The sequence below is a fragment of the Nostoc sp. PCC 7107 genome (assembly GCF_000316625.1).
Classification (GTDB): domain Bacteria; phylum Cyanobacteriota; class Cyanobacteriia; order Cyanobacteriales; family Nostocaceae; genus Nostoc_B.
The window spans coordinates 4,957,605-4,981,451 of sequence record NC_019676.1; the positions used below are offsets into that span (position 1 = coordinate 4,957,605).

Genomic DNA, 23,847 nt, shown 5'->3' on the forward strand with positions numbered 1-23,847 from the left:
AGGTCAAGCGATCGCACTAAAATCTAATCAAGCTTCACCAGTGCTTCCCACTAGCTTATCTTCACAAGCTAGTGTGATATGATTATTGCTAATTAATAGCAATAATTTGATTTTGTTTCCGTATCCCCATGACATTAATCTTCAATAAATCAGAATGGGATGAGATGTGGCAGCAGACTGCCAACCCTGAACTACAAAAGTTTGGCTCTGATGGATTTGAGGAAGTTTTGGAGATGCCGCAAATTGCTGGTCAGGGTTATTCTTACCATATCGAGCTATCACCTGGGGTCTCGTTAGGTTTTGCAGATTGCCAATACCACGAGGATTTGATAATCAAGACAGCTACCCACGACCATTTGATTCAAATTAATATTTTGTTATCGGGATTCCTTGACTGTGAGGGCGTTCACCCGCGTTTGGGTGGGACGCGTAGTTATTTTTCTGGTAGTGGGATTTCGCCTGCTGTCACCGATAAGCATCAAGGGGGAGGGCGTTTGAGTTTTGTGAATGTGGAAATTGAACCAGAGGTGCTGGAATCGTTTTTGGACGATGCACAACGCCAGCTAGACAATATCAAGCAACTATTCAAGGGTGAAGATTGGAAGGTGGCGTTTTACCCAAAGGTGACAGAAAAAGTGCGATCGCTTGCTCAAGAATTATGGCATCCACCCTATCGCGGTGCAGCCAAACGCCTATACTTACAAGCCAAGGTGTTTGAGTTATTAGCCTTGTATCTCGACTTAATTGCTGACAATCAAGAACCAGTTCGCAATCTACCAAGGTTCAAACCAGATACAATTGACCGTATTTACCACGCCAAAGAAATTTTAACCACCCAAATCGATCATCCACCATCACTATCGGCACTAGCTCAACTGGTGGGAGTCAGCGATCGCACTCTACAACGCGGTTTTCAAACCCTCTTTCAGACAACGGTTGTGGGCTATTTAACACAGTTGCGGTTAGATAAAGCTGAAAATTTATTGCGCCAAGGCGATGTCTGCAATGGGCAACGCCAACCCACAGTAGCAGAAGTAGCAAATCTCGTAGGCTATGGGCATTTAGGTCATTTTTCGGCGGCATTTAAGCGGCGATTTGGCATCACACCCAGGCAATGTTTGGCAGGTAACAAGACGGTTTTTGGAGGATAACTGGCGGTTTTTGGATAGACACTCTGGGATCAACTTCCCTATACTACTTTAAGTGCTATTAAGAATTACTAGCAGTAAGATAGCTGATTCCGATAAGTTTATTGTGTGGTGTGAAGAAAGATGAAGCGTTGGTGTTTGTCCCCCAGTATTCATTTATGGTTTATGGTCAGCCTTTGTGGATACTTCAATATAGTTGCAGTACAACCAGGATGGGCAAAGGATAAACCCAATCCCCAAGATACAGAAATACAAGATGTCCCGTCTTTATCCCCACAACAAAAAAACAATTCCCAAATTTCCCAACTGAGTGACATTAAACTACCTGGGACTAGTGCCATCATGTTGGTACAGACACCAAGCGGGGATATTGTACCAATTACAGGTGTGAAAGCTAATCCCACAGAAAAAGGTGTCGAGGTAATTTTAGAAACTACCCTTGGAGAAAAACTGCAAATTACAAATCGCAGTGAAGGGAATAACTTTATTGCAGATGTCCCCAATGCTCAGTTGCGTTTACCATCGGGAGAAGCTTTTACATTTCGTTCAGAAAAACCAATTGCGGGAATTACTGAAATAACAGTTACGAATATTGATGCAAATACTGTACGAGTCACCGTGAATGGTGAGACGGCTTTGCCCACAGTTGAGTTATTTGATGGGGATGAAGGGCTGATTTTTGCAGTAGCATCTACGACAACGGCAATGCAGCAACCGCAAGAACAGCCAGCAACTGAAACACCACCAGAAGAACCAACAGCACAACAGGATGAGCCAATTGAGTTAGTAGTGACGGGAGAGCAAGATAGATATCGTGTACCCAATGCTTCGACTACAACACGGACAGATACATCCCTGCGAGATATTCCCCAATCAATCCAGATTATTCCCCAAGAAGTCTTGCGGGATCAACGCGCCGATATATCTAGTGCGCTGCTGAATGCTCCCAGTGTGCGTAACTCAGCGCCTTCTAACTTTGACTCGTTGCGATTGCAAGTACGAGGCTTTTTTAGCCAACCTACTGTGAATGGCATTAAAGAGACTAACGGTTTAGCCTCGAATGTGGGGCCTGATTTGACAGGAATTGAAAATATCGAAATTCTTCTAGGGCCAAACTCAGTTTTACTTGGTTCAACATCTCCGGGTGGAACAGTCAACTTTGTCACTAAACAGCCGTTACGAGATCCTTACTACTTTATTGAAGCAACTGTGGGTAGTTTTGATTTTTACCGTGGTGAGGTGGATATATCGGGGCCTCTAGATGATGAGAAAAAGGCACTATATCGGCTGAACGCATCTTACAGAGATCAAGGATTTTTTACTGATCTGAGCCAAACTAGTAACCTAGTAATTGCGCCAGTTTTGAGTCTGGAACTGAACAATAATACAAATCTGACCATTGAAGGAATTTATAAGAACCTACAGCAAGACAACAATAACTTGGGCTTACCTGCAACTGGGACGATATTTTCTAATCCTAATGGCAATGTACCTCGTACTCGCATTACCAATAAAGGTGAACTTGATGTCACAACTGCCAGGATTGGATATAGATTAGAGCATAAATTTAATGAAAATTGGTCATTAAATAATTCTTTCCGATATGGATACCTGAACTATGACGGTACTGGTATTAACGTTGGTACAAGGCTTTTAGACGATAATCGCACCCTACTAAGAACAGCTAACGATTCCAACGATCGCTATCGTGATTATAGACTCACAACAAACGTGATTGGTAAGTTTGCAACTGGCTCTATCAACCATCAATTATTATTTGGTATTGATTTGGGACGGTTGAACAATACCTTCAAATTTACGGGTAGACCAGGCGCACCCATTGACTTATTCAATCCCATTTACGGTCAAGCACCTGGAGCAGTAACATCTGAGCTTGATACCAATACGGTCACTGATGAACTTGGCATTATCTTACAAGATCAGGTAGCGATCGCCGATAACTTAAAATTACTCGTCAGTGGTAGATTTGATGCTTTTACTCAAACCAACAGAGACTTACTCGCTGCTACAGAAACAAGTCAATCAGTAACAGCATTTAGTCCCCGTGTGGGAATTGTATATCAGCCCATCCCACCTATTTCCCTGTATGGAAACTATAGCCGTTCGTTTGAGCCAGCCATTGGTCAAGCCTTTGATGGGAGTGACTTTGAGCCTACAAAGGGTACGCAGTTTGAGGTGGGAGTAAAAGCAGATTTAAACCAAAGGCTTTCGACAACACTAGCTTTCTATGACATTACCCAATCGAACGTTTTAACTGACGATCCAAATAACGTAGGTTTTTCTGTGCAAACTGGCGAACAGCGCAGCCAAGGTATTGAACTCAGCCTTACAGGTGAAATTTTACCCGGATGGAATGTGTTTGCTAGTTATGCCTATAACGATGCTCGTGTCACCGAAGATAATAGCATTCCCGTCGGCAACCGCGTACAACGGACAACTCCCCATGCTGCTAGTTTATGGACAACGTATCAAATTCAGCGAGGCGATTTGCAGGGATTGGGTTTTGGTTTAGGATTGTTTTATGTAGGCGATCGCGCTGGGGATACTGGAAATACATTTGAAGTCCCTAGTTATTTAACAACTAATGCAGCTATCTTCTACAAACAAGACGGATTCCGTGCAGCGATCAATATCAGAAACCTCTTTAATGTGGACTACTTTGAAAATGCTTTCAATCGCTTACGCGTCTCTCCTGGTGAACCATTTACAGTCCAGGGAACTGTTTCTTGGACATTTTGACAATTGTATAATTTCCTCACTCACACCGGAGGATAAAAGCTGACAGGATTTAATTAGACATCTTCAGAAACAATAACTTTCTCAAATTCTGGAGATGTGTACTAATCCTGTTTTATCAAGCACAAACCTATGAAAATAATTTCACATCGCTTTATTATCTTATTTCTATTAGGAATTTTGATATTTACTGCTATTTGGGCTGGTAGTGAAAGTTTTACTTATGAAGCTACTAACTCAATATCTCCACAACAAATTGCAAAATGTCGAGTCGTGCGACACGTCAAGGGAGAAACTTGTATTCCCCTCAACCCGCAAAGAATTGTTACCTTAGATTTTAATAGTTTTGCCGCACTTTTGGCTTTAGACACCAAACCCATCGCCACTTGGATTACAACTGAAATAGAAGATGACTTTCGTTACTTTCAAGAAAAGGCAAATGGAGTAGAAATTTTACGTAGTTCAAGCGGTCGAATTAATTTAGAAAAACTTGTATTACTTCATCCCGATTTAATTATTGTTATTTCCCATCCAGTCTTTAAAGAAGTCTATAAATATGCCTCACAAATTGCTCCAACAGTAGTTCTACCTTGGATCGAGACTAGAGGAAACTGGAAACAACATATTCAAGATGCTGCAAGAATTTTAAACAGAACAGAAACAGGCATTCAACTAATAAACCACTATCACCAACGTGTTCACAAATTAAAACAGAGAATTAGTAATCATCATCGGGAAATTCGCATATCATTTGCTTATGTTGCTGGGGGACGATTAGTTATCACTCGTCAACAATCTTTTGCAGGGGGAGTTTTAAATGACATTGGTATATTGAATCCTATATTTGTAGAATCTGGTGACAACGATTTACCTATTTCTGAAGAACTTCTACCCAAGATTGACAGCGATATCCTGTTTGTTGCACCGCTACGCAAAGATGATAATTCTGTGATCAAACAGCTTCAACAAAAGCCTTTATGGTCTAAACTCAAAGCTGTGCAGCAAAATCAAGTGTATCTAGTAGATTTTTCTGTTTGGCGTGGGCTGAATATTCTTGCGGCTCAAGAGATGCTCAATGACCTTGATAAATACATAGTTAACATTACTTAAAATCATGCCAAAATATAATCTATTTGTATGTAAATCCTGTCATCGTTCATCTGAAGAACGACCAGAAAAGCCCCCTTTTGATGGGGATATTTTACTTGACAAACTAAATAATTTATGCAAAGAAAAATTCTCATTTAATGAACTTGAGATTAAACCAGTTGAATGTTTGTGGGCTTGTAATCAAGGCTGTGTTGTAGCTGCTTCTCACCCAGACAAACCCAGCTATCTTTTCGTCAATTTGACTCCAGAAGAAGGCGCAGCATCCTTGTTAGAATTTATGCAATTGTATATCAAAAGTCGTAAAGGTAACGTAGCTTGGAAACAATTACCTGAAGTGTTACAATCTGCTATTTTCGCGCAAATTCCGCCTAGGTAAAGGTAGTGGTGGTTATATGCAAGCGATCGCACTAAACTCACTTTTAATTTACAAGTCCCTACCTTTATTTATGGTAATCTATTTCATTTATCTTATCGGTTAAAAGTCTAAAATCAATTAGCATTTTTAGAAAAAATAGCGTTTCTCAAGCAAATGAAGTGGAGGCGAACGCCCTTACAATAATTTGTATCTCACTAGACGAAGAAAGGCTATAAAAATTTTATTTAACTCTGAAAAAATCTGATAATATCTAATTTAGAATTTCAATAATTAAGCTAAATGTCTTTTATTCAAGATTTTAAAAATGCCAATGCCATGATTATCGGAGCCAGCCAAGGCATTGGTTTAGGTTTTGTTAAAAAACTACTTCAAAATACAAAAATTAACAAAATCTACGCAACATATCGTCAAGCACAAACAGCAGAAGAATTATTAGCTTTAACATCTGAATATGCTGATAAATTAACTTGTATAGAAATGGATATTACTGATGAGTTACAAATTATTGAAGCTGTAAGAAATATCAGCACACAAATCAATAAACTACACTTCGTCATTAACTGCGTAGGACTGTTACATGAAGGTGATTTTCAACCCGAAAAAAGCTTAAGACAAATTAACCCAGAAAATTTGCTGCGCTATTTTCAAATTAACAGTATTGGTGCAGTATTACTAGCTAAACATTTATTACCTTTATTTCGTCATAAAGAACCCAGCGTGTTTGCCAGTATCTCTGCTAAAGTGGGCAGTATTGGCGACAACCAACTGGGAGGATGGTATGGTTATCGTGCTTCTAAAGCGGCGCTGAATATGTTGATGCGAACAGTCGCAATTGAGTATGGTAGAAGTTGTCCTCAGACTTTGGTTGTAACTTTACATCCTGGAACAACTGATACTCGTCTTTCTCGTCCATTTCAGCGCAGTTTACCACCAGACAAATTATTTTCAGTAGAACGTACTGTTACCCAATTATTAACTGTAATTGAACAACTGGAAGCAGGCGATAGTGGGCAATTTTTTTCCTGGGATGGAAGCAAATTACCTTGGTAATTGAATCTCAGATAGGTTTACAAGTCAGGAAACATTTTATCTCCAAAGAAACCAGGGTCGCGTAAAGCGCACGAAAAAGTAAATTGACCAGTAAAATTATTAAAATGTGGACGACATTCTCCATCTTCAGTACTGATAGTTTGATCTGGTAATTTTTCGCCAACATAATAGCGAATTCTAGCACGACCTCTGCGAATTAGACTTTTAGTACGCCTTTTATCAGGTTCATTTTTGGTATTAACACCACCGCATATACTAGCTGCTACTTGTGGAGTTAATTCAGTTAACAATTCCTGATGAGATGACATGATTATGAGCCTTAGACTAAGTATGTCATCTAAATATAAGCCTTGTGTCTCAATAATTCGTAAATCTTAAGATAGAACCTAGATGATGATTGTGGATAAATGCGATCGCAATATATGCGTATCTACTTTTACTAAGTTAAATATGTCTTAGATACTCACACGAGTAAACAAAACTCTACGTTATTAATCATTTTACTTGATTATACAATATTGAAGTCCGAACTATTTGCAAAAAACTATATTTTTCGGACATTAATCCTGAATTTATTTAATTGATCAAAATCGCTGAAACTATTCAATATAACTTTTCAGCACAATATTTAATTCATTCTTTGGTTCAATAGGATTAATTCCTTAGTTGCCTTAAAATTCTCAGCAAGATATAAGGCGTTGAGACATTTGTAAAGTTCATAATCTGTTTAATTACCAACGACACACGGATCAATTGTGTAATGCTTTGATCATTTGAGTAAATATTCAAATATAAACTTATACTTTCCGGCTAGAAGTTAGTAACTGACTCTTTAGTCCTTTTTCTAATATTTCATTTGTATTGTTAATTCCAACTATGTATTGGGTTTGCTCATGTTTAAGCAATTATTTTGTGGCCATCGATATATTACAACTTTGCTGTTTACATTATTGTCTTTTACTAATTTTATCATAGATAAAGCAGAAGCGAAAACTACTCCATTTCCAAGATTAATCAATCCACATAAAGTAAATAATAAATTCCCAATATTAGTAACTAATAAAATTCTCTTAAATGAGAATAGCTATATTTCACAAAATTTAACTCCAGAGCCAGTTAGAGTTTTCCCTAACTTTAATGACATAAATAACCCAAAAATATTTAATCAATTTCTCGCGCCAGAAGCTGATTTTTATGAGCCTGATGTAAGCAAACCAAATCATATTTCAAAGAAAAAAAAGTTACAAATATTTATATTGAATGCTCTGACTAATAGTGCCAGTAGATATCCTTGGATAATTGACCCCAGAGATAATTTAACTTTTACTGCATCTTCGTTTAATCCCTTTCAAAATACTAATTATATTGATTTTTCCATTAAGTTTTCAGCAGAAGATTCCATAGTTGAGCGATTTAATTTTGCCCACTTTCCTCAAGAAGACCAATTCTACTGGGTACTACCTGGGAATCGAATTGTAGTCGAAACTCAGGGATGGCAAAGTGGGATTTTGTATCAAGGAGAAACCACAGACTTTGAACGTATACAGGTTGTGAGATTAACTCAAAGACTCTGGGGAATGCAAGCCGTTTCTTCCCTTCCTCAAGATTTTCAAGAACTAGTAGGAGAAACTGATATAAGCCAATTTTCTATTCAATCAATTGCAGCCGAGTTAGTGAATCCAGAGGGTATTCCTGCACCTCCTGTTCAGATTAATAATCCGAGTACAGTAAATAGTTCAAATATAACGGCACTCATTCCTAATATTTCTAGATTGAATGCCAATAATCCACCTTTAATTTTACAATCTTTTCCTACTAATAACTTACAACCATTATTAGGAGATGTCAGTCTCCGTAGAGGAACGGTCATCCCTAGAGATAATTTAAAACAAGCTGGATTTATTTGGGGGAATCCTTTAACTGGTGAAAGAACGCAATTTCAAGCTTCAACTACATCTATACCTGGAATCAAATTAGGGAATCGACAACAATTTGATAATTCTGATTTATTTGACATTTTGCTAAATCCTGATATTAGTGATAAACAACGTAATTTTTCTTATCTAAATTCATTATTTTGGGTTACTTTGGGTCAACGACAAAATATACTCAGAACTAGAGATAAAACAGAAAATCAGAACTGGCAGAGATTTTATTTCAGTCGTCCGCATAATCGGACTTTATTACAGTATGATTCTTTACTCAATAAAGCAACATATACGAATATTTATAGTAACCCTGGTGCTTCCTTATCTTTCTCTGTTGATCAAATAGATGTAGATCAGATACAAACTGCTAATGCTTCTTTAGGAATGCTTGCAGGAGGCCTTTTCGAGTTAATACATCTTCCCGAACTAGAACAAAGTTTGCAAGAAGCTCAAGAGAGATTTTCTCGACAAGAAAATTTTGCACCTATTAACTCAAAAGCGACACCAGAACAGAGAAGAAAAATCAATCAAATTCTCAATAGAACACTTTTTTTAGGTAATCGTACAAGTAGTTTAGAGCAAGTTTCTGGAACTTTTACCTTGCCGAGTACGATTACTCCAAATAGTTCTAGTATTTTACAAATTCGCACTGGTAATTATCGTAGAGCCGTTCAATTTATAGATGGAAAACGTACTTGGCGAGAAGGTGAAACTTATATTTCTAAAATAGATGTTTCAAATCGAAGTTTTGTCCGTTTTTCATCTGTTAATGTACCTATTCCTGCAAAACAAACATCTGTTTTTCCAAATAATCGCTCATCAGCTTTACAAGTAACTTTAATTAGTCCTGATGGTCAGGATTTCGTGCAGAATTTTAATTCATCTGATATTACAAGCGTTCCGGTAAATATCCGTTCCTTTGATTTGGCTTTTGATAATATCGAATTAAGCCAAAATGGGCGGTTGATTACTTACTTACAAACTTTTAATGGATATTTATCTTTACCTACCTTAGAAGGTCTATGGGCTGGTTCTACTGGCAATTGGAATTATAGTATTAATTCAGGGATTTGGTTTAATTTAAATGCAGATAATGGATTTAATATTGTAAATAAACTTGGTAACTCAGAGCCTACATTTGGTATTTATACTAATGGTTTATTAAACTATATCAATACTCGTATAAAATTTAATGCTGCTGGAGAAACTCAAGCTATTACTAGCCATATTCCAGCTTTACGATTTCATTGGAATAGTGGAGCTAACTATCAAAATTCTGCTTATATAAATTTGAGTTACTCCTTTATTCGTCAAGATAAATATAGGAATAACTATTCATTGGCTACAGGCATTGTATTTTATGACGAAACCCGTCGTTTAAGACAAGCCGGATTTTTTCAAGGTGGATTGGAATTTGGCACAGGTTTGGAGTTGAAAACTAGTATAGAAATAAGTGAAAATTTTTTCTACACTCTAGAAGGCGTTCAAAAAGTAAACTCTAATTGGTATTTTGGAGCTTATCTGCAAAATTTTCGGGATATTAGCCGTGGTATTAGAAGTAGAATTAATGATTTTGCTTATGGATTATTAATTAAGCGTGAGATTCCTAATAATGCTATGTTTTGGGAGTCTCGTTTAGGAATAAGTGGAAGTACATTTGAAGCTCGTTTTGAGGGGGGTTTTCGCTTCTAAAGCTGATTGCTAGTATCGGTAATCAAATTATTGCTAGACTTTTAGGCGCTTATTTGGTTAGTTGTGGAGTTGGTCTAACCATAGGTAGTGGTGACGCTTGTAAGTAGGTAGGTGTTAAAAATTGTCGTTATGACAAGGCAGGAGGGAAGAGGTTTTCAATCCACTTTATTTTTTGTTACATAGTTCGGTTCATTTGCACCGTTCTACTTATCGCAATGGTTTAAATGTAGGTAAGTATTTAGGAGTGGTGAAATAAACAGAGGAGTTAACCCACCAAGCTCTTTGAGCCAGAAAAGCACGGTTATGTAGAGCCAACTAGTGAAGAAAATGAACAGCTTCTGATGGTATACGCCAAGCAATAAGTTGTTATAGTAAAGTGCTGAGTATAAACCCTATATCTTCGAGGCTTTGAACAATCAAACATTGTCCGAGCCTAAGTAACTACGGCTATGGCTCACAGACTTAGAGGAATTTAATTAAAGATATGAATACAGAGAATGTTACAAATTTATCATCCCTAGAGCAAAAGGGATCAGAATTCACTCGTTCTTCCGGAGGTGAATCAGCTTGTTTACATGACCAGGAAATACCTGAATTGGACTTATTTAGTCCTTTAAAAATCCGCGATTTAACTTTGCCAAATCGTGTGGCCATGTCACCTATGTGTCAATATTCCGCTGAGAATGGAATAGCAAATGATTGGCACTTTGTTCATTTGGGAAGCAGGGCTGTTGGCGGTGCTGGTTTAATCATGGTGGAAGCAACAGCAGTCACATCCCAAGGGCGCATTACACCCGGTGATCTCGGTCTTTGGGATGATACTCAGATTGAACCATTAGCCCGCATTGTACGTTTTGTTCAGCAACAGGGAGCAGTTGCGGGTATTCAACTGGCTCATGCGGGTAGAAAAGCAAGTTGTCATGTTCCCTGGTTGGGTGGTACACCTTTAACACCTGAATTAGGTGCTTGGCCTACAATTGCACCCAGCGCGATTCCATTTCATGACAATAGTCCTGTTCCCAAGGCTTTGGATGAGCGTGGTATTGAAGAAGTTATTATAGCGTTTGTTCAAACAGCAGAGCGATCGCTGCAAGCTGGTTTTCAAGTTATTGAAATTCATGCGGCTCATGGATACTTGTTGCATTCTTTTCTGTCACCACTCAGTAATCAGCGAACAGACATTTACGGAGGTTCTCTAGAAAATAGAATGCGTTTATTGCTGGAAGTAGCCAGACGGATACGCGAGATTTTACCACCAGGAATGCCACTTTTTGTTCGTATCTCTGCTACTGATTGGGTAGAAGGAGGTTGGGATATTGAACAATCAGTGATCTTATCTCGTGAATTAAAAAGTTTAGGTGTTGATTTAATTGATGTTTCTACAGGTGGCTTAGTACCTCACGCCAAAATTCCTGTCGAAAAGGGTTATCAAGTGCCTTTTGCTGCCAAAATCAGGCAAGAATCTCAAATCAATACCGCAGCTGTAGGGATGATAACTGAAGCTGAGTATGCCAATCAAATAATTACTCGTGGCTGCGCCGATTTGGTTCTGATTGGTCGAGAATTGCTGCGCGACCCATATTGGTCTATTCACGCTCAAGGTCATTTGGATGAAGTTCCCAACTGGCCTGTACCTTATGGTTATGCGGTAAAACGACAAAAACGTAGATAGATAACTGTTTATATAGCAATACGGTTCAGTTAAGGTGATGAGAGTTGATTTCTCAATTTCTGCTTACCTATCAGACAATCAGCAAGATTTGGCGGAGAATCCCCCAAGCCCCCGATTGGGTGACGGTTGCGTCCCCCAAACCCCCTCCAAAATCATTCTTACATTTTTGGTTGAGTAATTATTTGTTGGTTTTGTTGTAATTTAGTTTTCTTATCTGAACCGTATTGGTTTATGTAACAGTCCTAAATCATTTGTGAACAATAAGATCCCCGACTTCTTTGAGAAGTCGGGGATCTTTTAGTTACCGAGAAAGGTAGAGTGCAAGATATGAATATTAGCTTTATAGCAGTAGTCAGATATGTTAGGACAACTTGAAAGCTTGAATGCCAGGAATAGTAAGACTTTTCCTCCTGCCTTATGCTTTATTTGTCACAACCTAGTTAATCTAAACCATCATTACCAACAGCAGCCCTGACAAGTGCTGCGAATTCATCCAGGGTCAAATTTCCATATCTTAGTTTTTCAACTATGGCGGCTCTGATAGAACCTTCTGGTACTGTATAAGGCAGTGGTAATAGTCCGCCAGTGTGGAGTGTAACGCTTGGTGTGGAAATATGAGTTACTGGATCTATATATGAAACTCCTGTCACTGTATAACTACCGTTGAATCCGGCAAAAAACGTACCTAAAGGGGGGTTGATTTGAGCCGCAGCAGTGGATAAATAATTACTAGGGGTAACATATACTACCGCACCCGCAAAGGAACCTGGGTCTCCAGAAGAAAAATCGCTAATTGGGTTTTCTATTAAAGTTTGTGCTGATGCTGGGGTAGAGAGAAAGGTTAAGCAGCTAATTAATCCCGTCAAAAATAGACCTGCTTGCCATAAAATTCCAGCAGAACGAGAATTTAACATCATATTAGAAAATCCTTGGATTTGAGAAATTTAGTCTTGTTTGCTGGATGTTGTCTATGCAAGTTAATAAAACTAATGTAGTCTTGTTTTGAAGTGATATGAAGGTCAGTATCATCTGTGTTTATGGGGTTGTATCTGGCGCTTGATTTTAGAGAATTGCTCTAATTAATAAGATATAAGTTTTTTTTGATCAGGAGAGAAATTTAAAAGACATAATTTCATGACAAAAAAGCAAGATTTTGTTCTTGAAAAGGCAGGATAATAACAAATTCAGTGCCTTGATAGAAGTGGGAATTAACTTTAATTGCACCGCCATGCTTTTCGACTACAATTTGATGAGCGATCGCTAATCCCAATCCTGTACCTTTACCAACTGCTTTTGTGGTGAATAAGCTGTCAAACATGCGTTGTTTCACCTCGTCTGTCATCCCAATACCATTATCAGCAATCCGAATTGTGACATATTCAGGGCTGGATATTTCTGTGGAGATTTTGATTGTCAAGGAATCATCGACTTGCTTTCCTTGCTGCCAAATCTCTTCTAAAGCATCAACGGCATTAGCTAAGATATTCATAAATACTTGATTAAGTTGCCCTGGATAACACTCAACCTTTGGTAACGAAGCATATTGTCTGAGAATTTGAATTTCAGGGCGCGCCCCAAAACCTTTCAGGCGATGGCGCAGAATTAATAATGTACTCTCAAGCCCTTCATGAACATCAAATTTCACCTTTACCGATGTGTCAGCACGGGCAAAGTTGCGTAGCGATACAGAAATATCTTCAATGCGTTGCGTACTAACCTGCATGGAATTGATGAGTTTTGGTAAATCTTCTAAGAGAAATTCTAAATCTGTTTGGGCGATCGCATCTTGAATCACCCCTGGTAGTTGCTCATAATGTTGCTGACATAATTGCAGAATTGTCGACAAATCCGCAACATATTCTTGCGCGGGAGGAAGATTACTCACAATACAACTAATAGGATTATTCATTTCATGGGCTACACCTGCTACCAACTGACCAAGCATCGACAGTTTCTCTTGTTGTACCAGTTGCACTTGTGCCTGTTTTAGCGCAGCTGTTCTTTCTGTTACCCGTTGTTCAAGATTATCGGTCAATTGCTTCAGTTGCAAGTGCATTCGCACCCTGGCAATTACTTCTGCTTGTTCAAAGGGTTTAGGAATGTAATCAACTGCGCCTAAAGAAAGTCCTTTCACCTTATTTTCAGTATCCGCCAACGCTGTCATAAAAATAATTGGGATGCTTTGGGTAACAGGATCAGCTTTGAGTTTCTGACAGGTTTCAAAACCATCCATTCTCGGCATCTGCACATCTAATAAAATTAGCGCTGGTGGTTTATGCTGCACTAATTCAATGGCGCTTTCTCCATCTTCAGCGACTCTCACCGCAAAACCTGCATTTTTTAGTGCTTGTGATAAGACTGACAAATTAGTGGGATTATCATCAACAATTAAAATAAATTCTGAGTTTGGCATTGGTTGAAATCTTGCCTTTTATTAAAATAATAAACACTACTAACTATTTTATTTATTTTGATTTATCCATTGAGTTAAAACTTCTCGCAGCTTTTTCATTTGAAAATTTTCTGCCAATTGAATTACTTGTTGAGCAAAATCAAGATAAATGTGATTACCCGTTTTTAAATCATTAGCGGCTTGTAATACTCCATCAACATTGCCACCTTTGGCTAACTCATATAAATGAGTTAATATATCAACAGTGGGTAAATTAAAATCATTATAATTAGACTGAACATTAGTTTGGTTGCGATTGGCATTAATTTCGGAGCTTGGTGCATAAATCCAAATTAAATTCAGATGTACTCGCAGTAGTTCTAGTAAAATTTCCACAACAATAGGCTTAGATAAAAAGGCATTAGCACCAACATCTAAACTCTGATTTTGATCACTGTCAAATACACTGGCAGAAGTAGCAATAATGACGATATTTTGGAATTGAGGAGATTGTTTAATCTGTCGGATAAAGTCAAATCCGTCCATGACAGGCATGATTAAATCAGTAATAATTAAATCAGGTAAAGACGCTACAGCCTGATTAATTCCCTCTGCTCCATTACTAGCTTCAATTAATTCAAATCCAATGGGTTCTAGTAAATTGAGCAGAACAGAACGGTTTTCCCATTTATCATCTACTAGTAAAATGGTGCGTTTTTTGCCTTGATAACCTGTGATAGCGCCTTGTGGCATGAGCTTAGAACTTGCTGCCCATTGTTTTGCTTCTGGTAATTCCACTTCAAACGAGAAAATACTACCTTGACCAAGTTGACTTTCAACTTGCAAATTACTGCCCATCAGAGATACTATTTTTTGACTAATAGCTAATCCTAATCCAGTGCCTTCGGCTTGTTTTTGAACTTCGCCTACTTGCTCAAAAGGCAGGAAGATTTTCTGCAATTGTGCCGTTGTCATGCCTACGCCTGTATCTTCAACTTGAAAGCGAATTTTATAGTTAGTGATTTCTTGTTGTTCTATTTTACTCAGGACATTTACTTTTAATGTCACTCCGCCTTTATCTGTAAATTTGATAGCATTACCTAAAAGATTAATTAGCACTTGTCTTAATCTTTTTTCATCAGCTTGAATGCCAACGGGCAGTTGAGAATCGGGCTGATAATTAAACGCAATTACTTTTTGATCAGCTTTAATGCGGCAGATTTCCACAACACCTTCTAGAAATGAAGGAAGATGAAAATCAATGGGATGTAACTCCATTTTGCGGGCTTCGATTTTCGATAAATCCAGCACATCATTAATTAAAGTTAAGAGATGAAAACCACATTGATGGATAATTTCAATCCCTTTATATCCTTTTTCTGTTAAGGTTTCAGTCCGTTGTAAAATTTGAGTGTAACCGAGGATGCCATTTAAGGGTGTGCGTAACTCATGGCTCATATTGGCGAGAAATTCACTTTTGGCTTGATTAGCAACTTCTGCAATATTTTTGGCTTCCTGGAGTTCAGCCGTGCGTTCTGCTACACGCTGTTCTAGTTCATTATTGGCTTGGCGGAGAATCATGGCTGATTTTTGATTTTCATGAGTTACCGCAGAGATGATAAAAGTAGTGATAGCGATGACACAAATGAATGATTGCAGTAAGATGAGCGATTCATTGGGTGATGGTTGTTTGGCAAAGGAACCAAAACCGTTAACAGTGCCAAAAACTGCGATCGCACAGACAATGAGTACAGCTACAGTTGATATCCTCGCTTCAAATCGATATGCTGTCCAAATCAGTGGGGGGATAATCATATATTCTATTGGGTATCCCCCAGAAAAGGCGACTCGAACAACCGCCATCATTAACAGTAAGACAAATGCTAGTTCGATAATTTGTCGTAGACGAAAACTTCTTGGTGATGGCGACTTTTGCAACCATGCCAACAGTAAAGGTGTGACAATTAAAATACCTGCACTGTCTGAAGTTAGCCAGGTTTGAAAAACATTACCAAATACTGGCCAAGGTGCAATTCCACTCATACACAGCGTCAGTGCAGCTAATACAGAACTGATCAGGGGACTGAGTATAGTGATAACTATAAATTTAAAAACATCTTGCGATCGCTCTAAAAAATGATGGCGCTTAATAAACTGCCGAATTAAAAAAGTTGCGCCAAAAGGCGTAATTAAATTAACGGCAGGGATAATACTACTGATTACAAGATTATGTTTAAAAAAAATAATATAACTAACAATAAAATCACTGACAAATAAAATAGGCCAAACTCGATAGCCTATTAATAACATTCCTGCGACAAATACACCCAAGGAAGGCCAAAATGCTGATGCACCACCGACAAATGTCATAGATAAACCGATGTATCCCAGTCCGATGTGAACAAGGGGAATAATCAGCGCTGCTAAGATAAATGGGCGATCAAGCTTGACTAGGAATTGCTGCTTTATCGTATTTAGCTGCATTTATAGTCTCCATGCGAATTGCAGAAGGATTGTCACCTTCAACAAATTTTATCTAGCTTATGATTCCCAAATAAGTAGGTCGTTACAAGTAAAGCATTTATTTTTTTTGATCCCAAAGGACTTACGCAAAAGTATGAAGAAACGTAGACGCGCAAGCAGCTTCCCGTACTCCTTCGGAGAACCCGAAGGGTAGGGTACCGCAAAGGACGCATAAACACGAAGAGGCTTCCCAAAGGGTACGACACAAAGTTATAAGAGTTTGAGATTATGGCTGTCAGCACTAAAAATCGGCGGAAAATTGTAATTAATAATCGTAAATTTATCTGGTATGTAAAAGATGACCCAGATTCAAGTGATTTTGTCTTACACGTAATTTCTGAAAATAAAAATTTTATTGTTAATTATCATTTACAACAGCCTAAATCAACATGTTATTTAATTATCCTTGGTAAAGAATTTCCTGGGCTACCAGATGCAGGTAATAAATGGATTCGTGTACTTTGTCCACAATGGGAAATAGATTCGATTATTACTCCATCGTCTGTGCGCCAGTTAATTGAATGGTGTCTTTTTAGTGAACGTGAATTAATCAGAGTTAACTGGCTAGGACAACAAGCAACAACTTAGACTGGTGTAGGTTGGGTGGAGGAACGGAACCCAACATGCTCAAGACTTTGTTGGGTTACGCTATCGCTACACCCAACCTACTATTCTCTGAACTAATCAAAAATCAAAGGTTTTGAACCCACCTTGGTGGGTTTTGTTTTGTTTTGTCTATGTAGCCGCGACTTCTAGTCGCCAAGGCTTAATTTCAAACCTTGAATTGCATAATCTAACAACTCCATTGGGTGCATCACAGCAATATTTTTACCTTGCAATTCTAAATGTTTGGTAATCTGTAAAGCACAACCAGGATTCGGAGAAGCAATTAAATTAGCACCAGTATTTAATAAATTCTGGACTTTTTGCTTACCTAATTCCTCTGCGACTTCTGGTTGCAACAAGTTATAAACCCCAGCACTACCACAACACAAAGCCGCGTCTAAAGGTTCTCGTAAAGTCACGCCGGGAATTTGGCGCAATAATTGACGGGGTTGCAAACTAATTTTCTGCCCATGTAATAAATGACAAGCATCTTGATAAACCAAAGTTAAAGGTTTATCTGTGAGTGGTGATAGTTTAGTGGTTAACCCAACAGTTGCTAAAAATTCTTGCGCGTCTTTAACTTTAGCAGCAAAATTCTCAGCCTTTTCTCGATACTCTGGATCATCCGCTAAAATGTGACCGTATTCTTTTAAAGTATGTCCACAACCAGCAGCATTGATAATGACAAAATCGACATCAGTATCAGCAAAACTATCAATCATTTGTCGTGCTAAAGCTTTGGCTTGTTCTGTTTGTCCTTGGTGTTCGGGAAGTGCAGCACAACAGCCTTGAGATTTAGGAATCACAACTTCACAACCATTAGCTGTTAATACTCGCACTGTCGCCTCATTCACTGGGGAGAAAAACAGCCGTTGCACACATCCTAAAATCATTCCGACTCGATAGCGTTTTGTGCCTTTGGCGGGAATAATATCTGGTAAATTATCTTGAAAAGATTTGGCAGTGATTTGTGGCAGAATTGATTCCATTGCTGCCAACCTTGGAGAGATATTTTTGAGAATGCCAGTTGACTGTAATAACTTAGAAAATCCTAACTTTTGATAAACAAATAACGGTACAAGTAAAATGCGTAAAATATCTGGGTTGGGAAACAAAGAAAATATCAGTTGACGGATAAGTTTATCTGGTAAACTACGGGGATAATTACGTTCAACTTGGTGGCGAGTAGCGGAAATTAGTTTGTCATATTGTACGCCGGAAGGACAAGTGGAAACACAAGCAAGACAACCTAAACAACTATCAAAATGTTCGACTGTGGCTGTATTTAAAGCAATTTCACCTTCATTAATTGCATCCATCAGATAGATACGCCCTCTGGGAGAATCCATCTCTTTACCAATTACTCGATAACTAGGACAAGTTGAAAGACAAAATCCACAATGTACACAAGTATCAATCAATTTTGGGTCAGGTGGATGATTGGCATCAAATCCTTGTAAGTTTTTAATACTAGCAGTGTTGTTAACAGAATTTTCTGAAACTTGCATATTTCCCCTCTCTTTGCGAACTTTGTGGTTAGTTAAATTCCACCCACAAATCGACCCGGACTTAAAATATTTTGACTATCAAACTGTGCTTTAATGCCTCGCATTAAGGGCAAAGCATTACCTGTGTATCCCCAAACATCAATATTTTGCTTGACTGCTACAGGTGCAGTTAAAATAGTTAAGAAGCCTTGATGAGCTTGAGTGCGATCGCGCAATTTCAAAACCTGATTTTTCTCCTCTAATTCTAGCCAGCCTAAACCGCTACTGTTATGAATCAACCCAACTTTCACCTGCTGCAAAATCTCCACAGCCGCACTAGGTAATATTCCTATTTTGCAAGTAATTGCCGAATCTGTGCTACTACTCTTGATTTGTTTTTGCAATCTCTTCCATAGATTAATATCATCAGCATCGGCGTATATTGCCCCATTTAAACCTAACTGTGTGCCGAGTTCTAAAAGTCGGTTTGATTGTTCTTTGACACTTTCACTAATACTTTGAAAACGGGCAATTAATCCTAATCCTTGACCTAAATCTAAGTTAGATACAAGTTGTGCAGATAGTAAATCAGCCTGAGTTGGTGTTAACGCCGAACCTCGTAATGTAGAGGCTGCTTGAGATATAGCTTCGGCTGTACCAGTTAACACCACAGTTCCCGATACTTCTTGCATCGGATACACACGAAAAGTTACTTGACTGATAATTCCTAATGTGCCGTAAGACCCAGTAAATAACTTCATTAAGTCGTAGCCGGCAACGTTTTTGACAACTCGTCCACCAGCTTTAGCCACTTGTCCATCAGCACGGATAAAAGTAATACCTAACAATTGGTCTCGGACACTTCCATAACGTTGTCGCAGAGAACCTGTATCACCAGTAGCCACAATACCACCAATAGTGGCTGCATCGGGTGCAGTCGGCTCAAGGGCGAGAAATTGGCGTGATTTTGCCAAAATTCCTTGGAGATGGGTAAATTTCATCCCAGCTTCCACGGTTATAGTCAAATCACCAACCGCGTGTTCAATGAGTTGGTTAATTCGTTCTGTACTGACTACAACATCAATGTCTTTGGCTAAACCACCCCAATTAAGTTTACTACCACTACCACAGGGCAGAACACGCCACTTATTTTGATAGGCAGTGGCAATTATTTGGGCTAATTGTGCTTGAGTGCGGGGATAGACAATACAATTAGGGGGATTTACAGAAACTGTCGCCTGTTGAATAGGTTTTTGTTGACTGGCTTCTAGATTTTCCCAAAGAACAGTATTTTCTTCGCCAACAATAGATGCAATATCAGTAGCGATCGCTTTCATGAGTTTATTGTCGCATTCTTTGAGTGAGGTACAAGCAGAAATAATTAACCGCTGATGTAGACGTGTAAGCGACTTGCCGCAGGCTACGCGGATGAAGCTGCGTTTAACTATCAGGACTTACGCACAGGCTACGGAAAATCGAACCACAGAGACGCAGAGGTCACGGAGAAATGAGAGTTTGAGAGGTGTTTTGCGTAAGTCCTAACTATTTTAAAGCAAAACCTCTGCGTACCTTGGCGTAAACTTCCGCGCACTTTTGTGTTAAAAATCTTAATTTTTTATTACTTTGAATTCCAGTACTCTACTCTTACCAGGATTCATTAACATATATGGGTCGACCATTTCTTTAAATTTCAACTGTTCAGGGTCAATTACTTTTCTGCCGCCGTCTTCAATAATACAGGTATGAGGATTAGCGATAAACACACCTTTCGCTTCGTGGTAGCGAATAATCTCATTCAGGCGTGTTTCGGTGGTGTAACGCACAAGTTGTAAAGCCGCAGGTATAACTCGGCCATTGACGCGAATAAATTCTAAGTGCATCATCACTTCCTCACCGAAATAATCATACAACTCTTCTACTAGTTCTAAACCTTTGTCGGCGGGGAAGATAGATTGTAAGTAAGTAATAGAAGTATCGGCACTCCGGGCGTGTAAGGTGGTGTGATTCCAGGTAAATTCAGCCAAATTTAAGCCTTTACCTGCTTCTTGGGCTGGTTTTTGATAAGTAATTTGACCGCCGTATTGCTCTACTAAACCAGGTAATAATTCTAAACTGGTTTCGGCAACCATTAATAATGCTGTATGAGTACCATCAGGAATATATTGATGTAGGGGGCTAAAATATTGCGGGATAGGTGAGGCAAAGATAGAGATGATTTTTTTGATCATCCCATCGGCGTTACCGAGAGACTGACCAAACTTAGCGGCTGTTATGAAGTCGTCAAAGGTGACAATAACTTCCGCCCAAGGATAAGCAGGTGCTAGAGGAATTTCAACTTCAGTAATAATGCCGTTAATTCCCCAAGCGTGGTTAACTTTCTGCACATCGTCACCACGCAGTTCGATTACACGGGGTTCATCTTCTAAAGTTACCACGCGCAAGGCCAAAATATTGCCGCGATCGCCCAGTAACCCATACTGTATCGACCCAATACCACCACTCCCACCAGCGATAAACCCGCCAATAGTTGCTGTGCGATAGGTTGAGGGTGCCATTCGTATTTCCCAGCCACTTCCCTTTGCTTTTTTATCTAAGGCGGCTAATTTCACCCCAGCTTGTACCCGCGCTACCCCTGGTTTTACCCAGAGAATTTCCTGCATCTTGGTCATGTCTAAAATTACGCCACCGTGCATCGGTACGCACTGCCCATAATTTCCAGTTCCCGCACCACGTACAGTTATTGGTATACGTAACTTTGCACAGGTAGCCGCTACTTTTATCACTTCCGCTTCATTTGCCGGACGCACAACAATATCTCCGACTTTGCCTGCTAACTTGGGTATAAGGACAGGGCTAAAGGTGTGGTAGTCCTGAGATAATTTAGCTACTTGGTGGGGGTCGGTGATGGTTTCTATATCTGTAAAAGCAGTGTGGAGGTTATCTAAATCGATAGTTGCCATAGTTTTTTGTTTAACGCAGAGGGGCGCTAAGGTTTACGCGGAGGTACGCTGAGAATTTTTTTGCGTTACTCTGCGTTTTATTAGTTTTCATGCCATTTACTTAAATATAAGGCTAAATTTCGGTCTGCTGGCGATATACCTCAGTTGTCGCGTAGGGTTTTGAGGTGATGTAACCTTGTTGTGCAGAAGTTTCGTCTGCTAAGAAGGGGGCGGAATTAAAGTTGTAGGGGCGTTTTTGGTCGTCGGTAAAACCATACTTAATTTTGAGAATTGGCCAATAGGTGATATTTCCTGCTGAGATGTAAATTGGTTTGCCTTTGAGGTCGGCAAGAGTTTTAGTTGCTGTGTTGGGATGGGAGATCAGACATTGCGGGTCTTTTTGAAAGATGTCCGCAACGGTAATTTTGGGGATTTGTTGGGCAATGGCTTTAATGGCATTGATGCCATATCCCATAAAGAAATCAACTGCACCCCCTACTAACAACTGAGTGCCGCTAGGTACTTGCGGGCCGCCCATTTTAATGGTGACATCTAGACCGTGCTTTTGATCAATACCTGTGGCGATCGCTTGATAAAATCCGCCGTGTTCTGCTTGTGCATACCAGTTTGTACCAAAGCTGACTTTATCTAACTGTGAACTAGAATTTGCTGGTTGGTTACTGTTGGTGCAAGCAGCAAGCAAGCTGCTAGTTATCCAAATGGAACCATACTGAATCAACTGACGGCGACTAAAGCGATGAATCACTGTTGTTGAGGGTGGTAACGGATTCAGAAAACAAAAGAATGCAATCAGACAGATGTTTTAACTGAGCCTGAGTGTACATTCTAAAATCAATTTTTGATTTACTAAAGAATAGGGTTGGATTGTTAAAGCACGTTTAAAGGCTTTAATAGCATCCAGATACTGACCAATGGCGGCATAACATAAGCCCATACCATGTAATGCACCAAAATGCACTGGATTAATTTGGATAACCATCTGACAGTCCGCCAGAGATTCTTTATATTTACCAACGCTGTAGTACAGAAAAGCTCGACGATTCCAGGCTTCGGCAAAGTCAGGCTGTTCTTGAATCAGTTGGGTTAACAGTGACTCAGATTCAGTAGTTTTACCAGCATCCAGTAATTTTTGACTTTGGTCGATTTTTTCCAGACCATGAATTCCCTTTTGCTGAAACCAGATCCGCCACAATTTCTTAGTTGCTTTTTCCCGGACAGAAGCATTAGGGTTCTTCAAATCTTCAAGTAAGGAATTAATAGATAAAGAATCCATGAATTTGAGAGATTTAGAGATTAGTGTTTTTACCTTATTAATAACTTTCGCACAAAATTATCTCCTCAGTGATATTTAATGTCATCTTTAAACTTATTCCACACTAGTATGAATAAACAGCAAATTTTGTGTTAGTAATTGTATTAACCAATACTGACAAATACGAAACTCTACATAACAGAGTTGTAAACAATTAGTCATTAAAAAACCGCAGATTAAAAACAAAAAACTTACTAAAGATAGTTGACAACTACTGAGTGACTAATAATTCATAAAAACAGTACATAAATTTATGAATAATGGTTCTTGAATCGGATAGGATATGGATTTTTCTCTGAAATCAAGCAAAAATCCTAAATTTAGGATTTTCAAGCCCTCATTTGACTGTGGGGCAAATCTAAAATCTAAAATCTAAAATCTAAAATTGTATGGCTATGCCAAAGACAAACAGACCATCGCGCTGATTTAAGCAATACTTCCTCGATTGAGCAAATCTCCCATCCAAGTTGGGCTGACCCTGATAAAATTGTTTCACTTGATCCCTTTGGGGCGATGGCAGCAGAATTTTTCTCTATTTATTTACAACAGGGTTACGATATCCACCCGACAATTGCCATTACTAAAGCGCATATCAATATGCCCAAAAAGAATCGACATTAGAGATAATTTCAGAACATAGTTTAATATAAAACTTAACAGTTGTTATCTGTTGCTAACGGCATAAGAATAATTCTATCTTGACCTAGGTTGAATATCCCGTCTATAAATAGTTGATTGTTTTAGACAAGATAGCACCCATTATAAAATCCTTTATCATCTACTATAGCTGAGATAAGTGCGCTGATTCTGGACAAACACATTATTTCTATAAAT

The 23,847-nt window shown here is 38.8% G+C and carries 17 protein-coding genes and 1 pseudogene; 9 read left to right on the forward strand and 9 right to left on the reverse strand.

All coding sequences use genetic code 11. The annotated features are described in order from the left end of the window. Positions 1–128: 128 nt before the first annotated feature. From NOS7107_RS21185 to NOS7107_RS21205, 5 genes are all read left to right on the forward strand, one after another. A complete protein-coding gene (locus tag NOS7107_RS21185; RefSeq protein WP_015114996.1) occupies positions 129–1,151 on the forward strand; it encodes a helix-turn-helix transcriptional regulator in 1,023 nt (340 codons plus the stop codon). A 120-nt stretch (positions 1,152–1,271) separates the two neighbouring features. Then, positions 1,272–3,908, forward strand: coding sequence for a TonB-dependent siderophore receptor (locus NOS7107_RS21190; RefSeq protein WP_015114997.1), 2,637 nt, complete (start codon positions 1,272–1,274; stop codon positions 3,906–3,908). A gap of 129 nt (positions 3,909–4,037) precedes the next feature. Continuing rightward, on the forward strand, positions 4,038–5,015 hold the full coding sequence (locus tag NOS7107_RS21195; RefSeq protein ID WP_015114998.1) for an iron-siderophore ABC transporter substrate-binding protein: 978 nt from the start codon (positions 4,038–4,040) through the stop codon (positions 5,013–5,015). A gap of 4 nt (positions 5,016–5,019) precedes the next feature. Continuing rightward, positions 5,020–5,391, forward strand: coding sequence for a DUF1636 family protein (locus NOS7107_RS21200; protein ID WP_015114999.1), 372 nt, complete (start codon positions 5,020–5,022; stop codon positions 5,389–5,391). A gap of 279 nt (positions 5,392–5,670) precedes the next feature. After that, positions 5,671–6,441, forward strand: a complete 771-nt coding sequence (locus NOS7107_RS21205) for an SDR family NAD(P)-dependent oxidoreductase (RefSeq protein WP_015115000.1) — start codon at positions 5,671–5,673, stop codon at positions 6,439–6,441. 17 nt (positions 6,442–6,458) lie between these two features. Here NOS7107_RS21205 and NOS7107_RS21210 read toward each other — a convergent pair whose 3' ends face one another. Then, positions 6,459–6,749 carry a hypothetical protein gene (locus NOS7107_RS21210; RefSeq protein ID WP_015115001.1) on the reverse strand — a complete coding sequence of 97 codons (291 nt, stop codon included), beginning with the start codon at positions 6,747–6,749 and terminating at the stop codon, positions 6,459–6,461. 585 nt (positions 6,750–7,334) lie between these two features. Here NOS7107_RS21210 and NOS7107_RS21215 point away from each other — a divergent pair. Further along, a complete protein-coding gene (locus tag NOS7107_RS21215; RefSeq protein WP_015115002.1) occupies positions 7,335–10,061 on the forward strand; it encodes a hypothetical protein in 2,727 nt (908 codons plus the stop codon). Positions 10,062–10,545: 484 nt separating this feature from the next. Then, complete coding sequence (locus NOS7107_RS21220; protein ID WP_015115003.1) at positions 10,546–11,733, forward strand: NADH:flavin oxidoreductase/NADH oxidase; 1,188 nt, start codon at positions 10,546–10,548, stop codon at positions 11,731–11,733. 440 nt (positions 11,734–12,173) lie between these two features. Here the strand turns inward: NOS7107_RS21220 and NOS7107_RS21225 are convergent, their stop codons facing one another. The 3 genes from NOS7107_RS21225 to NOS7107_RS21235 all read right to left on the reverse strand — a co-directional run bounded on the left by NOS7107_RS21225 (position 12,174) and on the right by NOS7107_RS21235 (position 16,609). Continuing rightward, positions 12,174–12,650: a hypothetical protein gene (locus tag NOS7107_RS21225; RefSeq protein WP_015115004.1), complete on the reverse strand. Its 477-nt coding sequence runs from the start codon at positions 12,648–12,650 to the stop codon at positions 12,174–12,176. Between the two features lie 215 nt (positions 12,651–12,865). After that, a complete protein-coding gene (locus tag NOS7107_RS21230; RefSeq protein WP_015115005.1) occupies positions 12,866–14,146 on the reverse strand; it encodes a sensor histidine kinase in 1,281 nt (426 codons plus the stop codon). Positions 14,147–14,194: 48 nt separating this feature from the next. Next, positions 14,195–16,609 (reverse strand): MASE1 domain-containing protein, encoded by a 2,415-nt coding sequence (locus NOS7107_RS21235; RefSeq protein ID WP_015115006.1) that lies wholly within the window; start codon positions 16,607–16,609, stop codon positions 14,195–14,197. A 267-nt stretch (positions 16,610–16,876) separates the two neighbouring features. Here NOS7107_RS21235 and NOS7107_RS21240 point away from each other — a divergent pair, with 267 nt between their 5' ends. After that, positions 16,877–17,236, forward strand: coding sequence for a hypothetical protein (locus NOS7107_RS21240; RefSeq protein WP_015115007.1), 360 nt, complete (start codon positions 16,877–16,879; stop codon positions 17,234–17,236). A 164-nt stretch (positions 17,237–17,400) separates the two neighbouring features. Here the strand turns inward: NOS7107_RS21240 and NOS7107_RS21245 are convergent, their stop codons facing one another. From NOS7107_RS21245 to NOS7107_RS21265, 5 genes are all read right to left on the reverse strand, one after another. Then, a complete protein-coding gene (locus NOS7107_RS21245) occupies positions 17,401–18,762 on the reverse strand; it encodes a (Fe-S)-binding protein (protein ID WP_015115008.1) in 1,362 nt (453 codons plus the stop codon). Positions 18,763–18,794: 32 nt separating this feature from the next. Then, positions 18,795–20,078 (reverse strand): FAD-binding oxidoreductase, encoded by a 1,284-nt coding sequence (locus tag NOS7107_RS21250; protein ID WP_015115009.1) that lies wholly within the window; start codon positions 20,076–20,078, stop codon positions 18,795–18,797. 270 nt (positions 20,079–20,348) lie between these two features. Continuing rightward, positions 20,349–21,701, reverse strand: coding sequence for an FAD-binding oxidoreductase (locus tag NOS7107_RS21255; RefSeq protein ID WP_015115010.1), 1,353 nt, complete (start codon positions 21,699–21,701; stop codon positions 20,349–20,351). A 112-nt stretch (positions 21,702–21,813) separates the two neighbouring features. Continuing rightward, positions 21,814–22,446: an ABC transporter substrate-binding protein gene (locus NOS7107_RS21260; protein ID WP_015115011.1), complete on the reverse strand. Its 633-nt coding sequence runs from the start codon at positions 22,444–22,446 to the stop codon at positions 21,814–21,816. A 57-nt stretch (positions 22,447–22,503) separates the two neighbouring features. After that, on the reverse strand, positions 22,504–22,974 hold the full coding sequence (locus NOS7107_RS21265) for a tetratricopeptide repeat protein (protein ID WP_015115012.1): 471 nt from the start codon (positions 22,972–22,974) through the stop codon (positions 22,504–22,506). A gap of 444 nt (positions 22,975–23,418) precedes the next feature. Between NOS7107_RS21265 and NOS7107_RS28045 the strand changes: the two are divergent. Then, positions 23,419–23,619, forward strand: a pseudogene (locus NOS7107_RS28045) (hypothetical protein); the annotation flags it as partial. Between the last annotated feature and the right edge of the window lie 228 nt (positions 23,620–23,847).

Coding starts and splice junctions, on each gene's coding strand:
- NOS7107_RS21245 (WP_015115008.1), bottom strand. CDS start 18,762: ATGCAAGTTTCAGAAAATTCTGTTAACAACACTGCTAGTATTAAAAAC.
- NOS7107_RS21225 (WP_015115004.1), bottom strand. CDS start 12,650: ATGATGTTAAATTCTCGTTCTGCTGGAATTTTATGGCAAGCAGGTCTA.
- NOS7107_RS21200 (WP_015114999.1), top strand. CDS start 5,020: ATGCCAAAATATAATCTATTTGTATGTAAATCCTGTCATCGTTCATCT.
- NOS7107_RS21215 (WP_015115002.1), top strand. CDS start 7,335: ATGTTTAAGCAATTATTTTGTGGCCATCGATATATTACAACTTTGCTG.
- NOS7107_RS21220 (WP_015115003.1), top strand. CDS start 10,546: ATGAATACAGAGAATGTTACAAATTTATCATCCCTAGAGCAAAAGGGA.
- NOS7107_RS21205 (WP_015115000.1), top strand. CDS start 5,671: ATGTCTTTTATTCAAGATTTTAAAAATGCCAATGCCATGATTATCGGA.
- NOS7107_RS21185 (WP_015114996.1), top strand. CDS start 129: ATGACATTAATCTTCAATAAATCAGAATGGGATGAGATGTGGCAGCAG.
- NOS7107_RS21210 (WP_015115001.1), bottom strand. CDS start 6,749: ATGTCATCTCATCAGGAATTGTTAACTGAATTAACTCCACAAGTAGCA.
- NOS7107_RS21190 (WP_015114997.1), top strand. CDS start 1,272: ATGAAGCGTTGGTGTTTGTCCCCCAGTATTCATTTATGGTTTATGGTC.
- NOS7107_RS21235 (WP_015115006.1), bottom strand. CDS start 16,609: ATGCAGCTAAATACGATAAAGCAGCAATTCCTAGTCAAGCTTGATCGC.
- NOS7107_RS21255 (WP_015115010.1), bottom strand. CDS start 21,701: ATGGCAACTATCGATTTAGATAACCTCCACACTGCTTTTACAGATATA.
- NOS7107_RS21265 (WP_015115012.1), bottom strand. CDS start 22,974: ATGGATTCTTTATCTATTAATTCCTTACTTGAAGATTTGAAGAACCCT.
- NOS7107_RS21195 (WP_015114998.1), top strand. CDS start 4,038: ATGAAAATAATTTCACATCGCTTTATTATCTTATTTCTATTAGGAATT.
- NOS7107_RS21240 (WP_015115007.1), top strand. CDS start 16,877: ATGGCTGTCAGCACTAAAAATCGGCGGAAAATTGTAATTAATAATCGT.
- NOS7107_RS21250 (WP_015115009.1), bottom strand. CDS start 20,078: ATGAAAGCGATCGCTACTGATATTGCATCTATTGTTGGCGAAGAAAAT.
- NOS7107_RS21230 (WP_015115005.1), bottom strand. CDS start 14,146: ATGCCAAACTCAGAATTTATTTTAATTGTTGATGATAATCCCACTAAT.